The 17,499-nt window shown below is 52.2% G+C and carries 29 protein-coding genes; 22 read left to right on the plus strand and 7 right to left on the minus strand.

What is annotated here, in order from left to right:
* The first annotated feature begins 36 nt into the window (after nt 1–36).
* The 14 genes from AB3R30_RS18790 (at nt 37) to AB3R30_RS18855 (ending at nt 7,562) form a co-directional block, all read left to right on the plus strand.
* On the plus strand, nt 37–369 hold the full coding sequence (locus tag AB3R30_RS18790; protein ID WP_458650745.1) for a hypothetical protein: 333 nt from the start codon (nt 37–39) through the stop codon (nt 367–369).
* Nucleotides 345–638 carry a hypothetical protein gene (locus AB3R30_RS18795; protein WP_458650746.1) on the plus strand — a complete coding sequence of 98 codons (294 nt, stop codon included), beginning with the start codon at nt 345–347 and terminating at the stop codon, nt 636–638. The genes AB3R30_RS18790 and AB3R30_RS18795 overlap by 25 nt, the downstream gene beginning before the upstream one ends.
* 1 nt (nt 639) lies before the next feature.
* Nucleotides 640–840, plus strand: coding sequence for a hypothetical protein (locus tag AB3R30_RS18800; RefSeq protein ID WP_458650747.1), 201 nt, complete (start codon nt 640–642; stop codon nt 838–840).
* On the plus strand, nt 840–2,087 hold the full coding sequence (locus AB3R30_RS18805; protein ID WP_458650748.1) for a DNA N-6-adenine-methyltransferase: 1,248 nt from the start codon (nt 840–842) through the stop codon (nt 2,085–2,087). The genes AB3R30_RS18800 and AB3R30_RS18805 overlap by 1 nt, the downstream gene beginning before the upstream one ends.
* Before the next feature lie 12 nt (nt 2,088–2,099).
* Entirely contained in the window at nt 2,100–2,648 is a 549-nt protein-coding gene (locus tag AB3R30_RS18810) for a hypothetical protein (protein WP_458650749.1), read from the plus strand.
* 10 nt (nt 2,649–2,658) lie between these two features.
* Nucleotides 2,659–2,808, plus strand: coding sequence for a hypothetical protein (locus tag AB3R30_RS18815; RefSeq protein WP_458650750.1), 150 nt, complete (start codon nt 2,659–2,661; stop codon nt 2,806–2,808).
* 50 nt (nt 2,809–2,858) lie between these two features.
* Nucleotides 2,859–3,368 carry a gp16 family protein gene (locus AB3R30_RS18820; protein WP_458650751.1) on the plus strand — a complete coding sequence of 170 codons (510 nt, stop codon included), beginning with the start codon at nt 2,859–2,861 and terminating at the stop codon, nt 3,366–3,368.
* A 402-nt stretch (nt 3,369–3,770) separates the two neighbouring features.
* Nucleotides 3,771–4,070 carry a hypothetical protein gene (locus AB3R30_RS18825; RefSeq protein ID WP_458650752.1) on the plus strand — a complete coding sequence of 100 codons (300 nt, stop codon included), beginning with the start codon at nt 3,771–3,773 and terminating at the stop codon, nt 4,068–4,070.
* Between the two features lies 1 nt (nt 4,071).
* Nucleotides 4,072–4,443, plus strand: a complete 372-nt coding sequence (locus AB3R30_RS18830; RefSeq protein ID WP_458650753.1) for a Mor transcription activator family protein — start codon at nt 4,072–4,074, stop codon at nt 4,441–4,443.
* A gap of 72 nt (nt 4,444–4,515) precedes the next feature.
* On the plus strand, nt 4,516–4,896 hold the full coding sequence (locus AB3R30_RS18835; protein WP_458650754.1) for a hypothetical protein: 381 nt from the start codon (nt 4,516–4,518) through the stop codon (nt 4,894–4,896).
* Nucleotides 4,893–5,207 carry a hypothetical protein gene (locus tag AB3R30_RS18840; protein WP_458650755.1) on the plus strand — a complete coding sequence of 105 codons (315 nt, stop codon included), beginning with the start codon at nt 4,893–4,895 and terminating at the stop codon, nt 5,205–5,207. The genes AB3R30_RS18835 and AB3R30_RS18840 overlap by 4 nt, the downstream gene beginning before the upstream one ends.
* Before the next feature lie 63 nt (nt 5,208–5,270).
* Entirely contained in the window at nt 5,271–5,810 is a 540-nt protein-coding gene (locus tag AB3R30_RS18845; RefSeq protein ID WP_458650756.1) for a DUF3486 family protein, read from the plus strand.
* On the plus strand, nt 5,807–6,016 hold the full coding sequence (locus tag AB3R30_RS18850) for a hypothetical protein (protein ID WP_458650757.1): 210 nt from the start codon (nt 5,807–5,809) through the stop codon (nt 6,014–6,016). The genes AB3R30_RS18845 and AB3R30_RS18850 overlap by 4 nt, the downstream gene beginning before the upstream one ends.
* Nucleotides 6,009–7,562 (plus strand): hypothetical protein, encoded by a 1,554-nt coding sequence (locus tag AB3R30_RS18855; protein ID WP_458650758.1) that lies wholly within the window; start codon nt 6,009–6,011, stop codon nt 7,560–7,562. The genes AB3R30_RS18850 and AB3R30_RS18855 overlap by 8 nt, the downstream gene beginning before the upstream one ends.
* A 42-nt stretch (nt 7,563–7,604) precedes the next feature.
* Here the strand turns inward: AB3R30_RS18855 and AB3R30_RS18860 are convergent, their stop codons facing one another.
* Both AB3R30_RS18860 and AB3R30_RS18865 read right to left on the minus strand, forming a co-directional pair.
* The gene (locus tag AB3R30_RS18860; RefSeq protein WP_458650759.1) at nt 7,605–8,003 is read right to left on the minus strand and encodes a hypothetical protein; all 399 of its coding nucleotides are present in this window, start codon (nt 8,001–8,003) and stop codon (nt 7,605–7,607) included.
* A gap of 419 nt (nt 8,004–8,422) precedes the next feature.
* On the minus strand, nt 8,423–8,662 hold the full coding sequence (locus AB3R30_RS18865; protein WP_458650760.1) for a helix-turn-helix domain-containing protein: 240 nt from the start codon (nt 8,660–8,662) through the stop codon (nt 8,423–8,425).
* A gap of 170 nt (nt 8,663–8,832) precedes the next feature.
* Here AB3R30_RS18865 and AB3R30_RS18870 point away from each other — a divergent pair, with 170 nt between their 5' ends.
* The 8 genes from AB3R30_RS18870 (at nt 8,833) to AB3R30_RS18905 (ending at nt 15,344) form a co-directional block, all read left to right on the plus strand.
* Nucleotides 8,833–9,006 carry a hypothetical protein gene (locus tag AB3R30_RS18870; RefSeq protein WP_458650761.1) on the plus strand — a complete coding sequence of 58 codons (174 nt, stop codon included), beginning with the start codon at nt 8,833–8,835 and terminating at the stop codon, nt 9,004–9,006.
* The gene (locus AB3R30_RS18875; protein ID WP_458650762.1) at nt 8,999–9,532 is read left to right on the plus strand and encodes a KilA-N domain-containing protein; all 534 of its coding nucleotides are present in this window, start codon (nt 8,999–9,001) and stop codon (nt 9,530–9,532) included. The genes AB3R30_RS18870 and AB3R30_RS18875 overlap by 8 nt, the downstream gene beginning before the upstream one ends.
* 73 nt (nt 9,533–9,605) lie before the next feature.
* Entirely contained in the window at nt 9,606–11,288 is a 1,683-nt protein-coding gene (locus AB3R30_RS18880; RefSeq protein WP_458650763.1) for a DUF935 domain-containing protein, read from the plus strand.
* Nucleotides 11,285–11,476, plus strand: a complete 192-nt coding sequence (locus AB3R30_RS18885; RefSeq protein WP_458650764.1) for a hypothetical protein — start codon at nt 11,285–11,287, stop codon at nt 11,474–11,476. The genes AB3R30_RS18880 and AB3R30_RS18885 overlap by 4 nt, the downstream gene beginning before the upstream one ends.
* Nucleotides 11,473–11,988 (plus strand): hypothetical protein, encoded by a 516-nt coding sequence (locus tag AB3R30_RS18890; protein WP_458650765.1) that lies wholly within the window; start codon nt 11,473–11,475, stop codon nt 11,986–11,988. Before AB3R30_RS18885 ends, AB3R30_RS18890 begins: the two co-directional genes overlap by 4 nt.
* Nucleotides 11,989–11,991: 3 nt before the next feature.
* Complete coding sequence (locus AB3R30_RS18895; RefSeq protein WP_458650766.1) at nt 11,992–14,685, plus strand: phage minor head protein; 2,694 nt, start codon at nt 11,992–11,994, stop codon at nt 14,683–14,685.
* Nucleotides 14,678–14,914 carry a hypothetical protein gene (locus tag AB3R30_RS18900; protein WP_458650767.1) on the plus strand — a complete coding sequence of 79 codons (237 nt, stop codon included), beginning with the start codon at nt 14,678–14,680 and terminating at the stop codon, nt 14,912–14,914. The genes AB3R30_RS18895 and AB3R30_RS18900 overlap by 8 nt, the downstream gene beginning before the upstream one ends.
* The gene (locus AB3R30_RS18905) at nt 14,889–15,344 is read left to right on the plus strand and encodes a phage virion morphogenesis protein (protein ID WP_458650768.1); all 456 of its coding nucleotides are present in this window, start codon (nt 14,889–14,891) and stop codon (nt 15,342–15,344) included. Before AB3R30_RS18900 ends, AB3R30_RS18905 begins: the two co-directional genes overlap by 26 nt.
* Here the strand turns inward: AB3R30_RS18905 and AB3R30_RS18910 are convergent.
* The 5 genes from AB3R30_RS18910 to AB3R30_RS18930 all read right to left on the minus strand — a co-directional run bounded on the left by AB3R30_RS18910 (nt 15,319) and on the right by AB3R30_RS18930 (nt 17,285).
* A complete protein-coding gene (locus AB3R30_RS18910) occupies nt 15,319–15,558 on the minus strand; it encodes a hypothetical protein (protein WP_458650769.1) in 240 nt (79 codons plus the stop codon). The genes AB3R30_RS18905 and AB3R30_RS18910 overlap by 26 nt on opposite strands.
* A 98-nt stretch (nt 15,559–15,656) precedes the next feature.
* Entirely contained in the window at nt 15,657–15,845 is a 189-nt protein-coding gene (locus AB3R30_RS18915; protein ID WP_458650770.1) for a Rho termination factor N-terminal domain-containing protein, read from the minus strand.
* Nucleotides 15,842–16,363, minus strand: coding sequence for a hypothetical protein (locus tag AB3R30_RS18920; RefSeq protein ID WP_458650771.1), 522 nt, complete (start codon nt 16,361–16,363; stop codon nt 15,842–15,844). The genes AB3R30_RS18915 and AB3R30_RS18920 overlap by 4 nt, the downstream gene beginning before the upstream one ends.
* A gap of 1 nt (nt 16,364) precedes the next feature.
* Entirely contained in the window at nt 16,365–16,841 is a 477-nt protein-coding gene (locus AB3R30_RS18925; protein WP_458650772.1) for a hypothetical protein, read from the minus strand.
* 9 nt (nt 16,842–16,850) lie between these two features.
* On the minus strand, nt 16,851–17,285 hold the full coding sequence (locus AB3R30_RS18930; RefSeq protein ID WP_458650773.1) for a hypothetical protein: 435 nt from the start codon (nt 17,283–17,285) through the stop codon (nt 16,851–16,853).
* Nucleotides 17,286–17,499: the final 214 nt, after the last annotated feature.

The following is a 17,499-nucleotide window of genomic DNA, read 5'->3' on the forward strand; positions in this document are numbered from 1 at the left end:
GGAAGTAAACACAGTTGGAAATTTAAGGAGTTGACCATGCTGAAGCAATTAATGACGAAGGCACCGGTGATCACGAAGGCGCAGAAGGAATGGGCTGAGGAGATTTGGCGGGATTTGGGGCGGCTGCCGGAACAGGTGGCGAAACCGGGAACGTTGGTGTGGTTTTTGCGGGGGGATAGCTACCCTGCTGGGTATGGGGTGGTGATGGGGATGAGCTTTGATTGGGAATTTGAGGAGAACGGCTGGACCTATGAGATTCAGCCGTTGCGGATGGTGGGGGAGGAAGAAGCGCCTGTGCTGCTGTTGGGTGCGGAGCGATTCACGGTGATGGCAGTGGAAAGTGAGTGGATGGTGAGGGCAGCGGCATGAGGGTGCTGGATACGCCGGAAGTAAAGCGAGTGCTGGATCGGCAGTATATGCAAATCTTGGCGCGGCAATTGGATGAAATGCGCCCTAACGCCCAGGCGCGGGAGTGGATTGAGGTTTTGTGGGAGGTGTGTGAGGGCACGGCTAAGGGGGCGGATTATTTTGCCTGTTTGCTGGATGCGTGGAAGTTTGAGCGGCAGTCACAGGTAAAAGCACCGCTGCTGAGGGCGTGTCGGAAGTTGTTGAGTTTGTTGAGTGATAGGAGGACGTGATATGCGGGTAAAGACTTTGACCTACTCGGCTAGCCGGGGAAGCACTAAGGAACGGATTGAAGTATCCGTGGAATTGGGGGTGAAGGAAAGCCCTGAGAGGGCGGTAGAAGAGCTTCGCTGTTGGGTGGCAGATCAGCTTGCCGGAAACCCTGCGGAGCGTGAATCTGATGTGAATTTTTGGGCGGATGAGGAGCATTACTAATGGCTGAAATTATTGAGGTGCAAGCGACTGAGGTGGTTGAGCCGCTGACGACTACGGAGCGAATGCGGCGAAAGGAATGTGAGGTGGAGATTGAGCGGGGGCTGGAAACCTTTTATCGGGTGGGGAAGGCACTGCGAATCATGCGAGAGGAGCGGCTTTATCGCGAGGATTACAGCCGTTTTGAGGACTATTGCCAGGATTGGTGGGGGATGGGGCGTGCCCATGCTGCGAGGCTGATTAATTCGGTGGAGGTGATTGATACGGTTTGCTTGCCAATGGGTGACAAGTTGCCGAATTCGGAACGGGCGATTCGATCGCTAACGGGACTGGAGCCGGATCTGCAAAAGCAGGTGTGGCAGAAGGTTCTAGAGGGGTTGGAGCCGGAACAGCGGATTACGGGGGCGGTTGTGGGGGAGGCTATTGCGGAAGTGATTTTGTCTCCCATGGGAGACACTTTTCCCCTCACCCCTAGCCCCTCTCCCGCAGGAGAGGGGGACTGGAAAGACCGGGTGGAAGCGGCTTCTGCTGAGGTGGAGGCTTCGTTTCGGGCGGATTTTCAGTACGCGGTGGGGGAACGGGTTGAGATTGGCGAGTACTACCCTGATCCCAGTTCACGGGGGAGGGTTGGCACGATTGAGCAAATTTTTCCTGATCGGGGTGAGGCTTTAGTGCGCTTGGATTCTAGCCCTCGGATGCCTGTGGATGTGGAGGTGCAGTATCTTCGCAAGATTCAGGAATCGCCTGAAAAGTGTGGGCGGCTGGATAACCCGAATTCCCATGATGAGCATTACACGCCGCCTGAGATTGTGAAGCGGGTGGTGAGTTGCCTGGGTGAGATTGACCTTGACCCATGCAGCAATAGCAAGTTGGTGCCGAACATCCCAGCCAGGGAGCATTTTACGAAGGAGGATGACGGGCTGCAATTTGTGTGGCGCGGGAAGGTATTCATGAATCCGCCTTACAACAGTGGTCAATTGCTGGCATGGGCGAATCATTTGGTGACGAATTTTGAGTGTGGGGAGACGACGGAGGCGATCGCCCTGGTGCCTGCCTACACAGATACGAAATGGTGGGGACTGATGATGCCTTATTTGCCGCTAATTTGCTCGATTCGGGGACGGCTGACGTTTCCGCCCAGCACGGACGCGGCGCGGTTTCCGAGTGTGCTGCTGTATTTCGGGGAAAACGAGGATGGCTTCTGCCATCACTTTGAAAGTTTAGGGTTCATTTCGCAACTAATTTCTTAAGGAGACAGACCAATGACTGAGCAAATGCAAATTACTGTACCGGAGTGGGCTAAGGGACAGGCGCTGTCTTATCCATTTTGGGATGGGGCACCGCGTAGCTATAGCTTTGATGGCAGCACGGGCAAATTCTCTTTGGGCAGTGAGGAGAAGGGCAGCGAGATTTATGTGCAGGTGTTTGATTGGCGCTGGAAAAGCGGGGAGCGCTGGAAACGCCTATCTCAGATGTGGCTGGATGTGGCGTGTGTGGATACGGATGGGTGTGTGGCTCAGATGTCTCTGAAGAAGGATTCTGCGGTGAACCTGCATGTGTATTTGAATCGCTTGCAGAGTGGGCAGTTGATGGGCACTCCGATTTTGCCCGAGGGGGTCTGGCTGAAGCTGGAGGCTCAGGAGCAAGTGGTGAAGGTGCAAGCTAACCCGTATGAGGTGGAGTTTGTGCTGGAAACCTATTACGTGATTCGGGCTTCCTTTAGCGATTTTGCGAGTGAGGAACAGGTGAAGGGGGTGGCGGGATTTTTGGAGGCACGGATCTTTGATTGGGTGCTGGTGGGGGAGGTATGACGGCTACCCCATGCGAGTTTTGCGGCAAGCAAGCGACGCTTTTATGCGATGGCTGGATTGGAACAAAAACGTGCGATCGCTCGGTTTGCCGCAATTGTGCCAAGCAAGTCGCTTCTATAAGAGTCTGCATCAGGGGCAAGGGGCGGAAGAGTTTTTCTGATTCCCGCGATTTGTGCCCTGCTTGTCAATACCTTGGGAGGAAAACTTGAAATGAAAACTCTGCCTAAAGAGGAACGGGTAAGGCTTTTGGCGCTGATCCACATTGCGAAGAAGCAGTTGGGATTTGGGGATGAGAGCTATCGGGATTTGATTGAGCGGGAAACCAAGCATCGGAGCGCGGCAGATTGTGATGATGGCGAGTTGCTATTGGTGCTGGAGGAATTTAAGCGATTGGGCTTTCGGCTGGAAAGCAAGGGGGGCAAGCTTAGCCCCCAGACGAGGAATCAGCCGGATAAGGATCAGGCAATGAAGATTCGGGCGCTGTGGATTGAGGCTTACCAATGTGGGGCGGTGCAGAATCGCTGGGAGCAAGGTCTTCAAGCATTTGTGATGGCACAAACGAAGGTGAAGCGGGTGGAGTGGCTGAAGCCGAAGCAGGCTAGCCAGGTGATTGAGGCTTTGAAAGCGATGATTGCGAGGAAAGACCCTCACCCTAGCCCTCTCCCAAATGGAGAGGGGACAGGAGGGGTGGAGCTTGGGGGAAGGCTGCTACCGGGATAGAAGCGTGTAGTGCCCCCTTTTCTAATCGGATTTATGAATGGGAGGTGGATTATGAGGATGCCCTAAGAAGGCTGACGGAGCGGGAAAGACCGCGATTGGAAGGCTCGGAGGCAGAGGGATTGATGTGCCAGGGTTCACCTCTCCCCCATGGGTAGTTAAGTCTGGGCGGCAATGATGCCAACCTGCGCCCATATCTGTAAGAGCCGCTGAGTGTGAGGCAAAAATCGGGATAGTCAACGGTCATCAATCCAATCCCGATTTTTGCTACTTAGTGCCCTGCTACCACCAAAAGAACTAAAGCTCCCAAAGAAACTAAAGCTACTACTGCCAACAACAGGACGACATGCGAGGGGCTGCTGACACAGTGCCCTCGCACCCCAATTTTCAGGCATTTTGCTGATTATGGAAAATCGAAATTTGATTGAAAGCCCCTTACAGGATTTGAGTGATGCCCTAGCCCAAATTCACATTCACTTAGAGCGATTGGGGCTGACTTATGAAAGCGATCGGGTGCAAGCCTGGGTGGATCGGGCAGGACGGGCATACTTGGCTCGGTATCGGGAGACAGGGCAAAAGCCACCCATGCCACCGCCATACCCGACGCTGCACTGGCTACCGGCTGAGATGGTGATTGCATTGGCGGCGCAATTGAGCAAGATTGACAGGGGGGAAGCCGATGGAGGGAGAGACGCTACTGAATAAAATGCCGCAGACTTTTCGGGAAGTGGCGGATGTGATTGGGTTGCAGGCGGCGTTTGCACTGGTGGGGTTGTGCGGTGGCTATGCGCTGTATGTGCCGAAGTCTATTCCTCCTCACCATTTGCTGTATCAGGTACTCGGAGAGGAATTGGCGGTGAAGTTTGCCTTTCACTTTGGCGGCGATACGCTCTATCTGATTAAGGGCGATAAGCTGGGTAGAGCAGAGCGAGATAAGAAGATTGTGGCGCGGCGGCAACAGGCGAAAATCCGGGAAATCGCCGAAGAATTTAAACTGACTGAGCGGATGGTTTGGCGGATTTTGGCACGGGGCGATCGCCAGCGTTCAGGCGATTCTCAACAGCTAGAGTTGCTGTAACGCCTGAATCGATTCAGCTTTAGGGTTTTGGGAGCGCTGGTTGAGAATTGGGGCAAAGGTTAAAATCTGCCCATGAATTACTCGACTAGCGCTCCTATTGTTTTGGCTGCACCCCCACCTCAACAGGGGCAAGTAACCGTAACGTTTGAGATGGTTTTTTTTGGGGCAACGACGATTATTGTCAGTAGCGCGATCGCTATGGGAAAGTGGCTGATTGACCGGGAAGCGAAGCGGCTGGCGAATCGATTTGCAGATTTATATACGCAGCTTGGGATTTTGGAAGGGCGGCAAGATGGGGCTGTACAGGCGCTTTCAGATTTTAAGCTGAGCATCTCTCAGCAGTTGGTGAGCCGTGAGGACTACATCAGGCACCAAACGCTGACTGAGGCAAAAATGGATGCGGTGCATCGCCGCTTGGACCAGATGATGACGTTGTTGATGGAACGGAAATGAGTACTGAAGCGAATAATTTAATTAAGGAAGAGGCGCGCTGGGTGTTTTGCCTTGCGCTTTACAACTGGAAGGAGTTGGGCGCTTCGGAAGCAGCCTTGACCAGCATTGCTCAGGGAATGAAATGGCAATTTTCCGAGGTGGAAGTTCGGGATTTAATTCTTTATTTGCAGGAGCTTGGCTACTGCAAAGTAGAGTCGCTGCCCTTGACGGGCAAGCTGTGGGCGATTCGGACGGCTAAGCTGATTGATTTGGTGGAATTTAATGCAGACTGCCCTCCGAGCATTGCCCGACCCGCGAAAAAGTATTGGTAGGCCCTCAAGACCCTCACCCTAGCCCTCTCCCACTGGGAGAGGGGATAAGAGAAGAAAAAGAATATGCTGAAATCTAGCTATAGCAGGCTTCCGCCGGAGGCTCAGGCGGGGATTGATAAAATCCTCAGAGAGGGGCGATTTGCCAATTACTCAGAGCTTACGGATAAGGTGAATGGATATTTGGCAGAGCAGGGCTTTGAGGTGGAGTTTAAGCGCTCTACGCTGCATCGTCACGGTCAAAAGCTTCAAGAGATTATTGAGAGCGTGAAGCAGAGCCATGAGGCGGCTGTGTATGTGATGGAGGCGTTTCCGGAGGATCAAGAGAAGATTTCTCAGGCAACCATCCGATTAGTTCAGGATCGGCTATTCACGCTGCTGTTGGAGTGCGGAGAGAATCAGATTGGTAGCCGGGAATTGAGCGCGATCGGTAGAGCCGTTGCGGATATCACCAGGGCGAATATTGGTGAGCGGAAGTATCAAGAAGGGGTGAGGGCTAAGGCTGAAACTGCTGCTAGCGAAACGGCTGAAATCCTGAAAGCTCAGGGCATCAGCGAAGAAACAGCGGCGCAAATTAGAGCAAAATTCTTGGGGATAGCGGGATGAATCACGATCGCATTTCTGTTTCAGATCACGAATTAGCTAGAAGAGCCTTGTTAAACAAGGCTTCTAGAGATTTGCTAGAAGCAATGGAAGGGCATGAGCTAACGCCATTGGAATGGTTTCAAGCGTTACTGTGGATTCTTCAGCCAATTACTTCTGAGGGATTGAAGGAGGAATGGAAAGAACCATTCATAGAAGGTAATGACTGAGGGTATTTCGCTAGAGGGTTATAGCCCTGCTGAGGTGCCTGTGTTGCTATTGCCCTATCAGCAGCAGTGGGTGAGCAATATTGTGGAGCCGGAGCCAGTCAGCTTTTTTGATTTGCATACCAAATCGAGGCGGATTGGTTTGAGTTGGGCGGATGCCAGCGGTGCGGCGTTGGTTGGCTCTCAGGAGCGGGGGCGAAACACCTTCTACATTGGCTATGAGAAGGAAATGACCAGGGGCTATATCCAGGATGCGAGCGACTGGGCAAAACTTTATGATTTGGCAGCTTCTGAGATTGAAGAGGATGAGGAAGTTTGGCGGGAAGGGGATGAGGATAAGGCGATTCAGGTTTTTCGGCTGCATTTCAACAGTGGCAAAAAGATTGAGGCATTGAGCAGTAAGCCGCGCAATTTGCGGAGCCGCCAGGGGGATGTTGTGTTGGATGAGGCGGCATTTCATGATGATTTGCCGGGGATGCTGAAGGCAGCGAGAGCCTTACGGATTTGGGGTGGACGGATTCGCCTGATCACCACCTACAACGGTGTGGATAATGATTACTACGAATTGGAGCAACAGGTGATTGCGGGCAAGTTGCCCTATCGCCGCTCTTTTACTACGTTTCTGGATGCCATAGAACAAGGCTTTTTTAAGCGAATTTGCCTGATAGAAGGACGGCAATGGAGCCAGCAAGCTCAACAAGAATTCCTTCGACAGACTTTGGAAGAATTTGGGGAGGATGCGGATGAGGAGTTGCTCTGTATCCCCAAAAAAGGTGGGGGCAAATACTTTAGCCGGGTGCTGGTGGAAAGCTGCATGAAGGTGGATTTACCTGTGATTCGCTACTCGTGCCCGGATGCGTTTGCGCTGGAATCGGAGGATCAGCGCTGGCAGAAAACCCAGGCGTGGCTAGAGGAATATGTAGCGCCTGTGCTGGCAGTGTTTGATCCGGGTTTACGCAGCTTTTATGGCTCCGACTTTGCCCGGTCTGCGGATTTATCCGCCTGGTTTTTTGGGCAACAACAGCCCAACCTGACTCGCTGTGTGAATTTCGCTTTGGAACTGCGGAATGTGCCGTTTCGTCAGCAAGAGCAGATTTTGTTTTATTGCTGCGATCGCCTGCCCAGATTTACCGCAGGGGCGATGGATGCCAGGGGGAATGGGCAATATCTAGCGGAAGTGGCAATGCAGCGCTATGGCAGCCGGGTAGAGGCGGTGATGGCAACGGATAGCTTCTATCTCGAAAACTTTCCCCGGTATCGGGCGGGAATGCAGGATGGCAAATTTATGCTGCCTGCGGATGGCGATTTGCTGGATGATCACGGACTGGTTGAACTCATTCAAGGCACACCAAAAATCCCTGCCGAACGACGAACGAAGGGCAGGGATGGCAAGCAACGCCACGGAGACGGGGCGATCGCGGGGTTATTGTTTTGGTATGCCAGCACCCTAGAAACGGTGCCGATCGAGTTTGAAACTTTGGGGCAACCTCGCCCTTCCCTAGTGGGGTTTGGGGGCGATCGCAGCAGTAGCATGAAGGGATTTATTTGAATCGAAAAGTGTCTCCCGTGGGAGACACTTTTCAATGGGCGATTATTCCAGGGCGGCGAGGCACTGCGCTTTGCTGAATCGCCCTGCGCCCTTGATGCCCCGCTGGGTGCAGAGCTTGCGTAGCTCTCGGATGGTGCCCGGTAGGGCAGGCACCTCCTCTACCCGGAGGGCGCTAGGGGTGATGGCGAGGGCAGCGGTGCGACGACGGCGGGGACGAATTTCGAGTGGTTCAGGCTCCAACTCCGGCTCTAGAGCCAACTCTGCCTCCAGTTTGGCTTCCCAATCCAGGATGGGCGATTCGGGAGTTGGGGCGGTAGCGGGGGGCTGCTTCTCTGCCTTCTCACCGGAGCGCTTCCAGGCGTAGGGCACGAAATTGAAAACGACATATAGAGCAGTGAAAATCTCAACGCCAGTTGCGGCGGCGGTCAGTAGGTCTTGCATTGTCTAAAATCCTTGAAGCGAGTGAACGTTCCCCGTACATGCGGCGGGGTTCCGCTTTGGGCGATTTCTGGCGGTATCGCGAACCTGCAAGGCTTAGGCATCTCGTGCCATACATCAAAGATACAAGATTGACAAGGGGTTTTCGGGCTGAAATGGCGTACTACAGCGTAATCGTGACAGTTTTTTGAGGCTTTTGGAGCGGCTGCGATAGAAAAGGGTCTATGGATGCCTCAAAATATCAGGGGTTCTACGGATTGCTTTGCAGGTCAAGGGGGTAAGTGTGAAGCTTCGGTGTGGATTTTGAGTAGTACAGCGGTAGTAAATCTATCGGAACTTCATGAAGGCTGGATAAACTACAGCGAGGGAAATGAAGAGTTTGTATTGGCACAAGGTCAAATGTACTGCGTGTTACAGCCTCGTCAATCGAATTGCACCCCCAAATCAATGTTCAAGACTTCTTCGATTCTTCGTAGAGTCGCTTCTGGCAAAACATCATTTTCTTCATTTTCGATTCTGTACCAGTTTGCACGGGTCATTCCCGCAGCTTTGGCAATCTCATTTACCGATCGCGGGTTTCGCAATCTCGCATCCTTGATCATCTTTCCAATGCCAGGGACGGTTATTCGAGTAACCCGCTCTATTTCCACATTTGCAGACATGAACAACCCCCTTATTGAACCACTGTAAACACTTACAGGTAAATTGTCTCTTGCTACTAGACGAAATGTCAAGTGTAGGGATACAATCAAGGCGTAAAGAAAGCGCCCGGTCTGAACAACTAAAGCGCTTCTCTACACGAAAAACTCGTTAAGGACATTATATCCAATGATTGGATACAAAAAGCCTGAGTCCAGTTCCGTGGGATGTGATGCAAGACCCAAAAGGCAAATGGGGTGATGAGGATATGGCGGCACTGTTGGCTGAGTATTTGGCGAATGTGCGAGATCGGATTGAGCATTTTCAAATTGACTTGAACAAAACAGGAGGAACAACCCATGAGTGAGATGATTGTGCGCGAGTTTAATGGGGTGGCAATTCCCCAGCGGGAATCGGATGGATACTTTAACCTGACGGCGATGTGCAAAACCTATGGGAAGAAAGTAAACGATTGGGTGCGACTGAAGTCAACACAGTCATTTTTAGAAGCTCTCTCAGCCACAATCAACAGTGAAGCGCTTCCGAGCCGTATCACTCTCATTGAGTCTCGGAAGGGCAAATCCAAGAACTTTGAGCAAGCTACCTATGGACATTATCAAGCGGCATTAGAGCTTGCCCGATGGCTGGATGTTGGCTTTGCGATTGCAACCAACGAATGGATCAAGGACTGGATGGAGGGCAAGCATCAACCCCAGATTGAGCAACCTCTGCGTTTCATGCCGACGACTCCAATCGTGAGGCAGCCGCTAGACTCAGTGCTAAAGCAGGTGGAGAAAGCGGAAGAGGTGATGGTGAGGATTCGCAATTCGCCCGATTTGGCACAAGCGGATAAGCGGTTGCTGATTAACCGGGTGCGCTCTGGCTTGCGATAGGCACCGCTGAATCGATTCAGCTATCAGAAATCAATCCCAGATTGCAGACTAGCGCTGTAGCCTGGGATTTTTTATGCTCTCTTCTTCCACGCCTCCTGCTAAGCCGAGCTTCCCCGAAATCGCCACGATCGGGGAGGGGCGCGATATTACGCGGGAGTCGATTGGGCTGCTGTTGGAGCCGCAGGATAAGGTACTCAAATCCAAGGATCTGAACTACGAAGTTTACGAAGATATTCTCAGGGATGACCAGGTGCAAAGCTGCTTTCAGCAACGGCGGACGGCGGTAATCTCGCGGGAATGGGAAGTGATGCCCGGTGATGATACACCCCAGGCGGCGGAAGCGGCGGATTTCATCCGGGCAACTCTGGAACGAATTAACTGGGATAGCGTGACTGAGAAGATGCTGTTTGGCGTTTTCTATGGCTACGGCGTGGCTGAATGCCTGTGGCAACCGGGGGAAAAGGGGGTAGACCTGGCAGCGATTAAGGTGCGAAAGGCACGGCGGTTTAAGTTTGGCAGTGCGGATCAATTGCCGAAGCTGATTACGAAAGAGAAGGCGGATGGTGAGGATTTGCCACCTGCAAAATTTTGGCATTTTTGCACCGGAGCCGATAACGATGATGAACCGTATGGCTTGGGCTTGGGGCATTGGCTCTATTGGCTGGTGTTTTTCAAGCGGAATGGGATCAAATCTTGGCTGAAATTCCTGCAAAATTTCGCTCAACCGACGCGGCATGGCAAGTATCAACCCGGTGCCACGGATGAGGAGAAGAAACGGCTGTTGCAGGCTCTAGAGGCGATTGGGGAAGATTCGGGCATCATCACGCCGGAAGGGATTGTAATTGAGCTTATTGAGGCATCTAGGAGCGGCACGGCGGATTATGCGACGCTGCACGACAAGATGGATGCGGCGATCGCCAAAGTGATCCTCTCACAGACCATGACGACGGATAACGGTAGCAGCCGCTCTCAGGCACAGGTGCATGAGGGCGTGAAGCAAGAGGTGATTAAGACCGACGCTGATTTGATTTGCGGCTCCTTCAATAACGGACCTGTACGCTGGCTTTGCGATTGGAATTATCCCGGTGTGGCATACCCGAAAGTGTGGCGCAGGATTGAGGATGAGCCGGATTTGCTACCCCAGGCACAACGGGATGAAATTATTACCAAGATTGGCTTTACGCCCAATCCGCAGTATATCCAGGAAACCTACGGCAATGGTTTTGTGCCGCCTGAGGAGGATGCGGAGCAAGCGGCGGTGCTGAGTGGTAGCCAGATGGAATCGCTACTAAAGATTTTGGCGCAGAGCAGTGGCTACAGCCCGGAGAAGCGGAGCGCGATTTTGCGGCTGGCTTTCCCGCAGTTGCCGGAGGATCAGTTGCAGTTGTTGATTGCGGAGGACCCTTCGGCTAACGCTCAGGGACAGACCCTCACCCCTAACCCCTCTCCTGTGGGAGAGGGGGATATGACGGTGGATTTGAGTGAGCGGGGGGTGCTCGGTTTTGCTGAGGCGCAGCGCTTAGCGACGGTGGATCGGTTTGTGGCTCAGTTGCGGGAACGGGCGCAGCCGGAGTTTGAAAAGATGACGCTTCGGCTACGCTCAGCGCTGGCTGAGAGTACTGATTTGGTGGAGTTTCGGGAGAAGTTGGATGGGCTGTATCCCGATTTGGATGGGGATGCACTGACGCAGATTATGGCTGAGGCGATGTTTGCGAGTAAGTTGGCTGGAATTTTTGAAGCTCAGGAGGGCGAATGATGGATAGGCAAAAAATTCAGGCGTTGACCCCGCTGGCGATCGCCCTGACCTCTGTATTTGGCTGTGTGATTATTTCGATCGTTCCCAGCCTAGAAAGTGCAGCTAAGAAGGAGATTGCCATTTTATTGGCGGGGACTGGGTTGGCGGGTGCGTGTGGGTTGGCTCAACAAGTGGGGAACGACGAATGACGACAACAGGAATGGCAACGAAAAAACCCGATATGCAGCCGAATGACGTGCATGTCATCATCAACGATTTTGAGAAAATGTTTTTGGGTGAGGCGAAATGCTATAGCGCCAAAGGCGTGATGCAGTGGATTATTCCGGCGATTTGCAAGGGCATCAATGGACCTCGATTTGATGTGTGGGGAGGCGACACGCCACCTGGACTTTACTTGGCAGGTGCTTTGTACCAAACCCAGGGGAATGAGCCATGGAACACCTGGGCTAGCTACGGCAAATGGTGCATTGACATGGAAGAGCAAGAAAATCAGGAGGCAAAGGTAGGCAGGGCGGGAATTTGCTGGCATGGCGGCGACCCAGATAGAACCCCTCCCTTGCAACAGATGCAGCAACTCACTGAAACCTATGGCTGCGTGCGATCCCACAACCGGGATTTGGAGGAAATCGTTATCCCCACCTTACGGCGGGTTCGCGCTGCCGATGGACAAATGTGGATCAGCGTGAATCAGCTTGCGTAACCCATGCCCCTAGACGATCGCTACCGCAATTTACCCTTTACCGAAGCCTCAGACTATCTGTCAGGCAAGATTAGCCTGGATACGGATAAATGGGATGACGTGTTGGATGCAGAGCATGATGCAGCCTTTATGATTGCGGGCGCAAAGGGCACGATGCTAAGCGACCTGCGGGGTGCGGTAGAGCGCGGCATTGCCAATGGGCAACGACCGGAGGAGTTCCAAAAGGAGTTTGAACGAATCAGTGAGGGATGGGCGCACACGGGCGATAAGGCATGGCGCGCCAATATCATTTACCAAACCAATCTGACTCAAAGCTATGCCGCTGGCAGAGCCACCTATCAGCTTGATCCAGAGGTGCTGAAGCTTCAGCCCTATCTCCAGTGGATTCACTCCGATTCCGCCCGTCCACGCCCCTCTCATGTGGCGTTAGATGGCAAAGTGTTCCGGGCTGAATCTATCCCATTTTTCCCGCCCAATGGCTACAACTGTTTTCCAGAGGGGACAAGAATTGCGGCTGACTCAGGCTGGCAGCGGATTGAGACAGTCAAGCCAGGGGATCTAGTTATTGGTGGCTCTGGTCACGTCCAATCGGCTTCCTTCTGTCACCAGCGTTTTTACAACGGAAAACTGATTCGGATCACCATTCAGCAAGGGCGGCAGCTTTCTGTAACCCCAAATCACCGTTTTTTGACTGTCCGTGGCTGGGTTAAAGCTGCCAACCTCAAAGCTACAGATGTATTGCTGCAAATCAGAAAACTTCCTCGTCTTGATCCAGTAGTTGCTGAAGTAAACGAGACATACCCCTTGCCTACTGATTTTGAGGTGCCGCTCCCAATCAAGACTGCGCTGCTGTCCCATAGCCTCAATCCCGACTCCGATTTCCGGCAAAAATATATCAACCCAATACGGGCAAAAGTAGGCGTTAAAGATATACTCGTAGCCCCACGACCCAATCGTTTCGATCAGCTTCTGTTCATTTGCCGTAGGCTTGGCTTTAGCGTTGAGATGCTTGCTGGGGTCAGACCTAAGCGTTTGCAATCGACTCTCTTGGGCTTTTTTGCGAATAGCGGGATTGAAGAAGCTGCTAGAAGTTTTGAGCTTTTCGGATGTTCGTTTAGTGCCGTCATCGCAAAGCTTCGTTTTGCCATAACGAGGGTGATTAATGCCCTTTTGCCCAGAAGTGAGATTTTGCATTACACGCCTACTAATTTCTCTGCGTTGCGGATTGCGAACCCACTGCATAGCAACAGCCTCACTTCGGCTCCGGCTAATCCCAAGTCTTTTCAGGAGCTTCATTACAGTGCGGTTCCCGCAGTTCCACCGTTGGCACAACTCAACAACTCCCAATCCTTGATCGAGGTAGAGGATCTTGAGGGCTTCCTCGACAGAACACCCTTCGGTTTCTTCGATTCGGCAGATAGTTTTCTCAATCTTGCTATGGGGCATTGTGTCTTAGTTAAGGTTGCAAGTGTAGAACAAATAAACTATACCGGAACGGTCTATGACTTGACCATCCCAGAGGACGAGTCCTATTGCACAGAGTTGGCGATCGTCCATAACTGCATGTGCCGCACCATTTCCCTCACCCAGGGGCAACTGCAACGCCAGGGGCTAGCGGTGAGTGACCTGAAAGCGGGTGATTTGGTGGATTACACCGATGAGCGCGGCAACACACGGCAGGCACTCATTGGACCTGATAAGGGCTTTGATCGGATTCCTGGGAGGGGCGACAGACGGACAATTTTAGAGGGGATGATTGCCCGAATGCCTGGAAGTGTGGCGGCTCTGTTGAGGGCTGAGTTGGACAGGATTGATCAGGCGATCGCGGCGGCAAAGCAAAAGAATCGCCGGAAACTGCCAGTTGAGGGAGCCGAAATTTCGGGGGAGTTTACAGATATTCGTCCAGTCCAGGATCAGGCAATATCTCAAACCCGCGCCCAAATGGTATCTGAATTAGGAGAGAAGTTGGTTGATCGGGCAGAAAAAAATATTCAGCGGATTGTTGATGAGTCTGACTTGTTAATACGAGTACCATCTTCCGACACGCTTGAGTCTATTATCGCAAGTGGACGATTTAAAAGTTCTGCTGAGTTGAAAGCGGCTGCGAAAGCCAAGCCTGCGGATGATTTGCTTGACGACTTGCTTGACGACTTGCTTGAGGATGACGATGACGATGACGATTCGGTAAACTTCTCTGACTACAGGCGAAAACGAGAAGCGGAGATGTTTGGATATGGCGATAATTTTGATGCGAAGCAGCGCCCAATTTACGGGTATTTTGGAAATACCGACTTCAAAGCCCAACACAATCAAGCGGTTTCCGCCTATGGTAAGGTTGCGATCAAGCTGAAGCCAGATGCAAAGCTGAGAGCGACTTTAACCGGGGATGACTCGTTTGAGGGCGGGTTGCCTAGCAAGGCTCAATCAATTAATGGTGCAAGTTTGCTAGATACAAGCAAACTTGCCGATCCGATTTATCAGGCGAAAATTAAGGACGACCTCCGAACAATGGGTAAATCCACAAACATTGATAGCTTCGTGTCCGAGACGCGGCGGAATTATTTAGAAGCCCAAATTCACGGACAAGTTAACATCACGGATATTGACGAAATCCACTTTACTCAAGGGACTAAGCCGTCATTGCAGGTTTTGGAATGGGCGAAAAATACTGGCGTTAGAATAGTCCAACATGAATAAGCTAGTTGATTTTGATGAAAACATTACTCCGATCTTTACCGATGAAGAAGGGCGCATTCTTTACCGGGTAGGGCACTTTCAGGATTCGGGTGAAATCGCCTGCTTTATTGCCGATGATCCAGTGGAATCCTTGCCAGAGTCAGCCACACTGCTCACTATCTATTCATTGAAGTCGATGAGTCCCTATAGTCAATGGCGTAGGTATGAGCAACCTACAAATCAAAATTAGTAGTGATTTGGCACCGCTTGAGCAGGTGCTTTCTAAGCTGGAAAATTCCCAGGTACTCTACAAATCTTGGGCGAATCACCTGGAAGGGGTGACGGTGAAGGCATTCAAAAGCCAGAGTGCGCCCTACGGTGGGAAGTGGGCACCGCTGAAGCCAGCTACGGTGAAGCAAAAGAAAAAGCGGAAAAATCAAATCCTGAGAGAGACGGGAACGCTGTATTCCACCATTGCCGCCCAAGCCACACCTACGGGCGCTGTAGTGGGCACCAATCAGCAAGTAGGAGCCTACAGCTTAGGGGCGATTCACTGTTTCGGCGCACCCAAAAGGAATATTCCGGCACGTCCGTTTTTGCCGATCGATGCCCAGGGGAATGCATTGCCCCAAGTGATTGTGGAGCTACAGGAAATCACTGAGGAATTCTTTGCGCTGTAGCAGTGTCTCCCATGGGAGACAAAACGCGATCGCATTCCAAGCAGATTCTTTTGATTCCTTTGGGAAACCAAATCAACAAAATCTGGCTCTTGCCACAGACACATAATGGGGGCTGATCTTGATTCACAGTGCCCCAAACACCCAGATCAAGGTCAGGATAAAGCTCTGCGTAATAGCAGAGCTTATCTGCAACTTTGTTTTTGAAACGACCCATATTTTGATAGACCTTCGAGGATGCCCTAGAACGAACGCGGGATGGTTTGTGAGGGATTGGGCGTAAAAATGATTTTTGAGCCGGGGGATCGCGGGGGATCACCCTTGGGGCGATTCAAAAAGCTCTATGGTAATTCGAGCCACGATGACCGGAGCGGCTGGGGTGGCTGGCTCGGATGCTTGCAGCAGGGCAATCAGTTCTGCCTTGCTTTTGCGGCTATATTTCTCAATGCCCCTGGCGCTGGCGAGTCGCCGCAATTCTCGGATGGAGCGATCGTCTAGGCTCATGGCGATTTGTATAAGCCAAAAGAGCCATAAATTTCGCTATAGCCTGCGACGCTGCCTGTAACACCCCAGGCAAAGCTAGTTTGAGCATTCGCATATATTTGAATCTCCAGCGCCTTGCTAGCCGCCAAAGTAAATTTTCCGGAAATGCCTAAAATCATTTCCAAAGATCCATAGCATCCTTGGCAAATCAGCCCCGATACATCAGCAGAATCGGTGATATTTCGCACTCGGATCAAGTGTCCGAATGCAGTGCCATTCACGCAAAATCGCCGAAATCTTGCATCAAAAAATTCATAGGTGCCTGCGGCTAGCGTGAATCGATTGCTGCTGAGGCTGCAATGTCCTCCCGTGTCTAAATTTTCTGTGTTCAGCGGGAAGGTATTCCAGCCCTGTGTAGAGGTGCCGCTGCCGGCACCAGAGGCGAGGGTGTAGGAAAGCTGAATAGTATCCCAGAGGTCGTCTGAGGGCTGGAGAATCTCCAGCCCTGCATTGTAAATAAGTGGTTTTCTGGCAGCCATACTACAGACGTACTCTCTCGCCAATTTGAATCTCAAAATCCGTAGTGCTGAGGGCAGTTCCTATGGACAGCACCCATCCTGTAGTAGGGGCTGTAGTTGTGAGCCTGCCTGCGGTGGCTTCGCTCAAAAAGTATGTTGCGCCAGGGGTTAATCCTCCAGTCTGCCCAGTGATGGCATCCCATTGAGCGGTAGTGCCTACCAGGGTGCCATCTTTGCGAATTGCACCTGTTGCGGCGGCGGCAACGGAAGTAGCCGCAACTAAGCCGATTACTTTTGCCGTGCCTGAAGCATTGGCGCGAGATGGCTGGCAGGCAGAGGCGGCGGAAATGTATACCGGGGTGCCGATGGGTACTGAGCTACCAGAGCCATTGGTGAGGGTAGCCTCATCCGCAGCGCTAACGGTGACATCCAATGTGTCACCCGATTGCAATTGGGCGAGTTCTCCATCAACTAATACGAGAGGCTTGTAAGCAGGCATAAAGGCTCCTTAGAGACGAACGACAGGGTAAAACTTGAATTTCAGCTTGGAACTGGTGAACGCTTGCCCAATAGGGGCAAGATAGCCCGTGGCAGGGGAAATCTGGGTAATCTGCCCAGGGATGGAATTGGAAAGATAGTAGATAGAGCCGGGATTCAAGCCGCTCAATCCTTCGATCAGCCCATCAGGGCGATATTCGCAGGTGAATCCTGGATTAGCACTGGTAATGGCAAATCCGGCTACCCGTGATTTGGCTGGATCGTTGGCTATGGCTAGGGCACAGTGCCCATTGGCTTTGAGATAAATCGCCTGATTAGGGGCGATCGCTTCATCCGCTTCGGCTGATTGGGGAGGGGCGGCTGATCCGGGTAAGCCCGGTGGTCCCTGGATGCCCTGCTCTGCCAGTTGCAGGGTGATGATCTCATCTTCAAAAATCAGATTCATACGGTGACCCGATCGCTAATCGCTAGCCAAATTCGCGGCGTGTAGATCACCTCGCCAGCGGGTGAAACAAGCCGCAGATCGAAAGCCAAATCACTTTGCCCAGGGGAGAGCATTGCGGTGGTGGCAGCAGTGAGTAGTAACTCAAGTTGCTAGTTAGAATCGGCAGCAGGCGCAAAACAAATAAAATCTCTCCAAGAACTTGTAACGCCTGGAG

Source organism: Sivoneniella epilithica UHCC 1019 (genome assembly GCF_040830845.1).
Taxonomy (GTDB): Bacteria; Cyanobacteriota; Cyanobacteriia; order Leptolyngbyales; family Leptolyngbyaceae; genus ULC077BIN1.

Excerpts from the sequence above, each read along its gene's own strand:
- AB3R30_RS18790 (WP_458650745.1), top strand. The coding sequence starts at position 37 with ATGCTGAAGCAATTAATGACGAAGGCACCGGTGATCACGAAGGCGCAG.
- AB3R30_RS18800 (WP_458650747.1), top strand. The coding sequence starts at position 640 with ATGCGGGTAAAGACTTTGACCTACTCGGCTAGCCGGGGAAGCACTAAG.
- AB3R30_RS18805 (WP_458650748.1), top strand. The coding sequence starts at position 840 with ATGGCTGAAATTATTGAGGTGCAAGCGACTGAGGTGGTTGAGCCGCTG.
- AB3R30_RS18810 (WP_458650749.1), top strand. The coding sequence starts at position 2,100 with ATGACTGAGCAAATGCAAATTACTGTACCGGAGTGGGCTAAGGGACAG.
- AB3R30_RS18815 (WP_458650750.1), top strand. The coding sequence starts at position 2,659 with ATGCGAGTTTTGCGGCAAGCAAGCGACGCTTTTATGCGATGGCTGGAT.
- AB3R30_RS18820 (WP_458650751.1), top strand. The coding sequence starts at position 2,859 with ATGAAAACTCTGCCTAAAGAGGAACGGGTAAGGCTTTTGGCGCTGATC.
- AB3R30_RS18825 (WP_458650752.1), top strand. The coding sequence starts at position 3,771 with ATGGAAAATCGAAATTTGATTGAAAGCCCCTTACAGGATTTGAGTGAT.
- AB3R30_RS18830 (WP_458650753.1), top strand. The coding sequence starts at position 4,072 with ATGCCGCAGACTTTTCGGGAAGTGGCGGATGTGATTGGGTTGCAGGCG.
- AB3R30_RS18835 (WP_458650754.1), top strand. The coding sequence starts at position 4,516 with ATGAATTACTCGACTAGCGCTCCTATTGTTTTGGCTGCACCCCCACCT.
- AB3R30_RS18840 (WP_458650755.1), top strand. The coding sequence starts at position 4,893 with ATGAGTACTGAAGCGAATAATTTAATTAAGGAAGAGGCGCGCTGGGTG.
- AB3R30_RS18845 (WP_458650756.1), top strand. The coding sequence starts at position 5,271 with ATGCTGAAATCTAGCTATAGCAGGCTTCCGCCGGAGGCTCAGGCGGGG.
- AB3R30_RS18850 (WP_458650757.1), top strand. The coding sequence starts at position 5,807 with ATGAATCACGATCGCATTTCTGTTTCAGATCACGAATTAGCTAGAAGA.
- AB3R30_RS18855 (WP_458650758.1), top strand. The coding sequence starts at position 6,009 with ATGACTGAGGGTATTTCGCTAGAGGGTTATAGCCCTGCTGAGGTGCCT.
- AB3R30_RS18860 (WP_458650759.1), bottom strand. The coding sequence starts at position 8,003 with ATGCAAGACCTACTGACCGCCGCCGCAACTGGCGTTGAGATTTTCACT.
- AB3R30_RS18865 (WP_458650760.1), bottom strand. The coding sequence starts at position 8,662 with ATGTCTGCAAATGTGGAAATAGAGCGGGTTACTCGAATAACCGTCCCT.
- AB3R30_RS18875 (WP_458650762.1), top strand. The coding sequence starts at position 8,999 with ATGAGTGAGATGATTGTGCGCGAGTTTAATGGGGTGGCAATTCCCCAG.
- AB3R30_RS18880 (WP_458650763.1), top strand. The coding sequence starts at position 9,606 with ATGCTCTCTTCTTCCACGCCTCCTGCTAAGCCGAGCTTCCCCGAAATC.
- AB3R30_RS18885 (WP_458650764.1), top strand. The coding sequence starts at position 11,285 with ATGATGGATAGGCAAAAAATTCAGGCGTTGACCCCGCTGGCGATCGCC.
- AB3R30_RS18890 (WP_458650765.1), top strand. The coding sequence starts at position 11,473 with ATGACGACAACAGGAATGGCAACGAAAAAACCCGATATGCAGCCGAAT.
- AB3R30_RS18895 (WP_458650766.1), top strand. The coding sequence starts at position 11,992 with ATGCCCCTAGACGATCGCTACCGCAATTTACCCTTTACCGAAGCCTCA.
- AB3R30_RS18900 (WP_458650767.1), top strand. The coding sequence starts at position 14,678 with ATGAATAAGCTAGTTGATTTTGATGAAAACATTACTCCGATCTTTACC.
- AB3R30_RS18905 (WP_458650768.1), top strand. The coding sequence starts at position 14,889 with ATGAGCAACCTACAAATCAAAATTAGTAGTGATTTGGCACCGCTTGAG.
- AB3R30_RS18910 (WP_458650769.1), bottom strand. The coding sequence starts at position 15,558 with ATGGGTCGTTTCAAAAACAAAGTTGCAGATAAGCTCTGCTATTACGCA.
- AB3R30_RS18915 (WP_458650770.1), bottom strand. The coding sequence starts at position 15,845 with ATGAGCCTAGACGATCGCTCCATCCGAGAATTGCGGCGACTCGCCAGC.
- AB3R30_RS18920 (WP_458650771.1), bottom strand. The coding sequence starts at position 16,363 with ATGGCTGCCAGAAAACCACTTATTTACAATGCAGGGCTGGAGATTCTC.
- AB3R30_RS18925 (WP_458650772.1), bottom strand. The coding sequence starts at position 16,841 with ATGCCTGCTTACAAGCCTCTCGTATTAGTTGATGGAGAACTCGCCCAA.
- AB3R30_RS18930 (WP_458650773.1), bottom strand. The coding sequence starts at position 17,285 with ATGAATCTGATTTTTGAAGATGAGATCATCACCCTGCAACTGGCAGAG.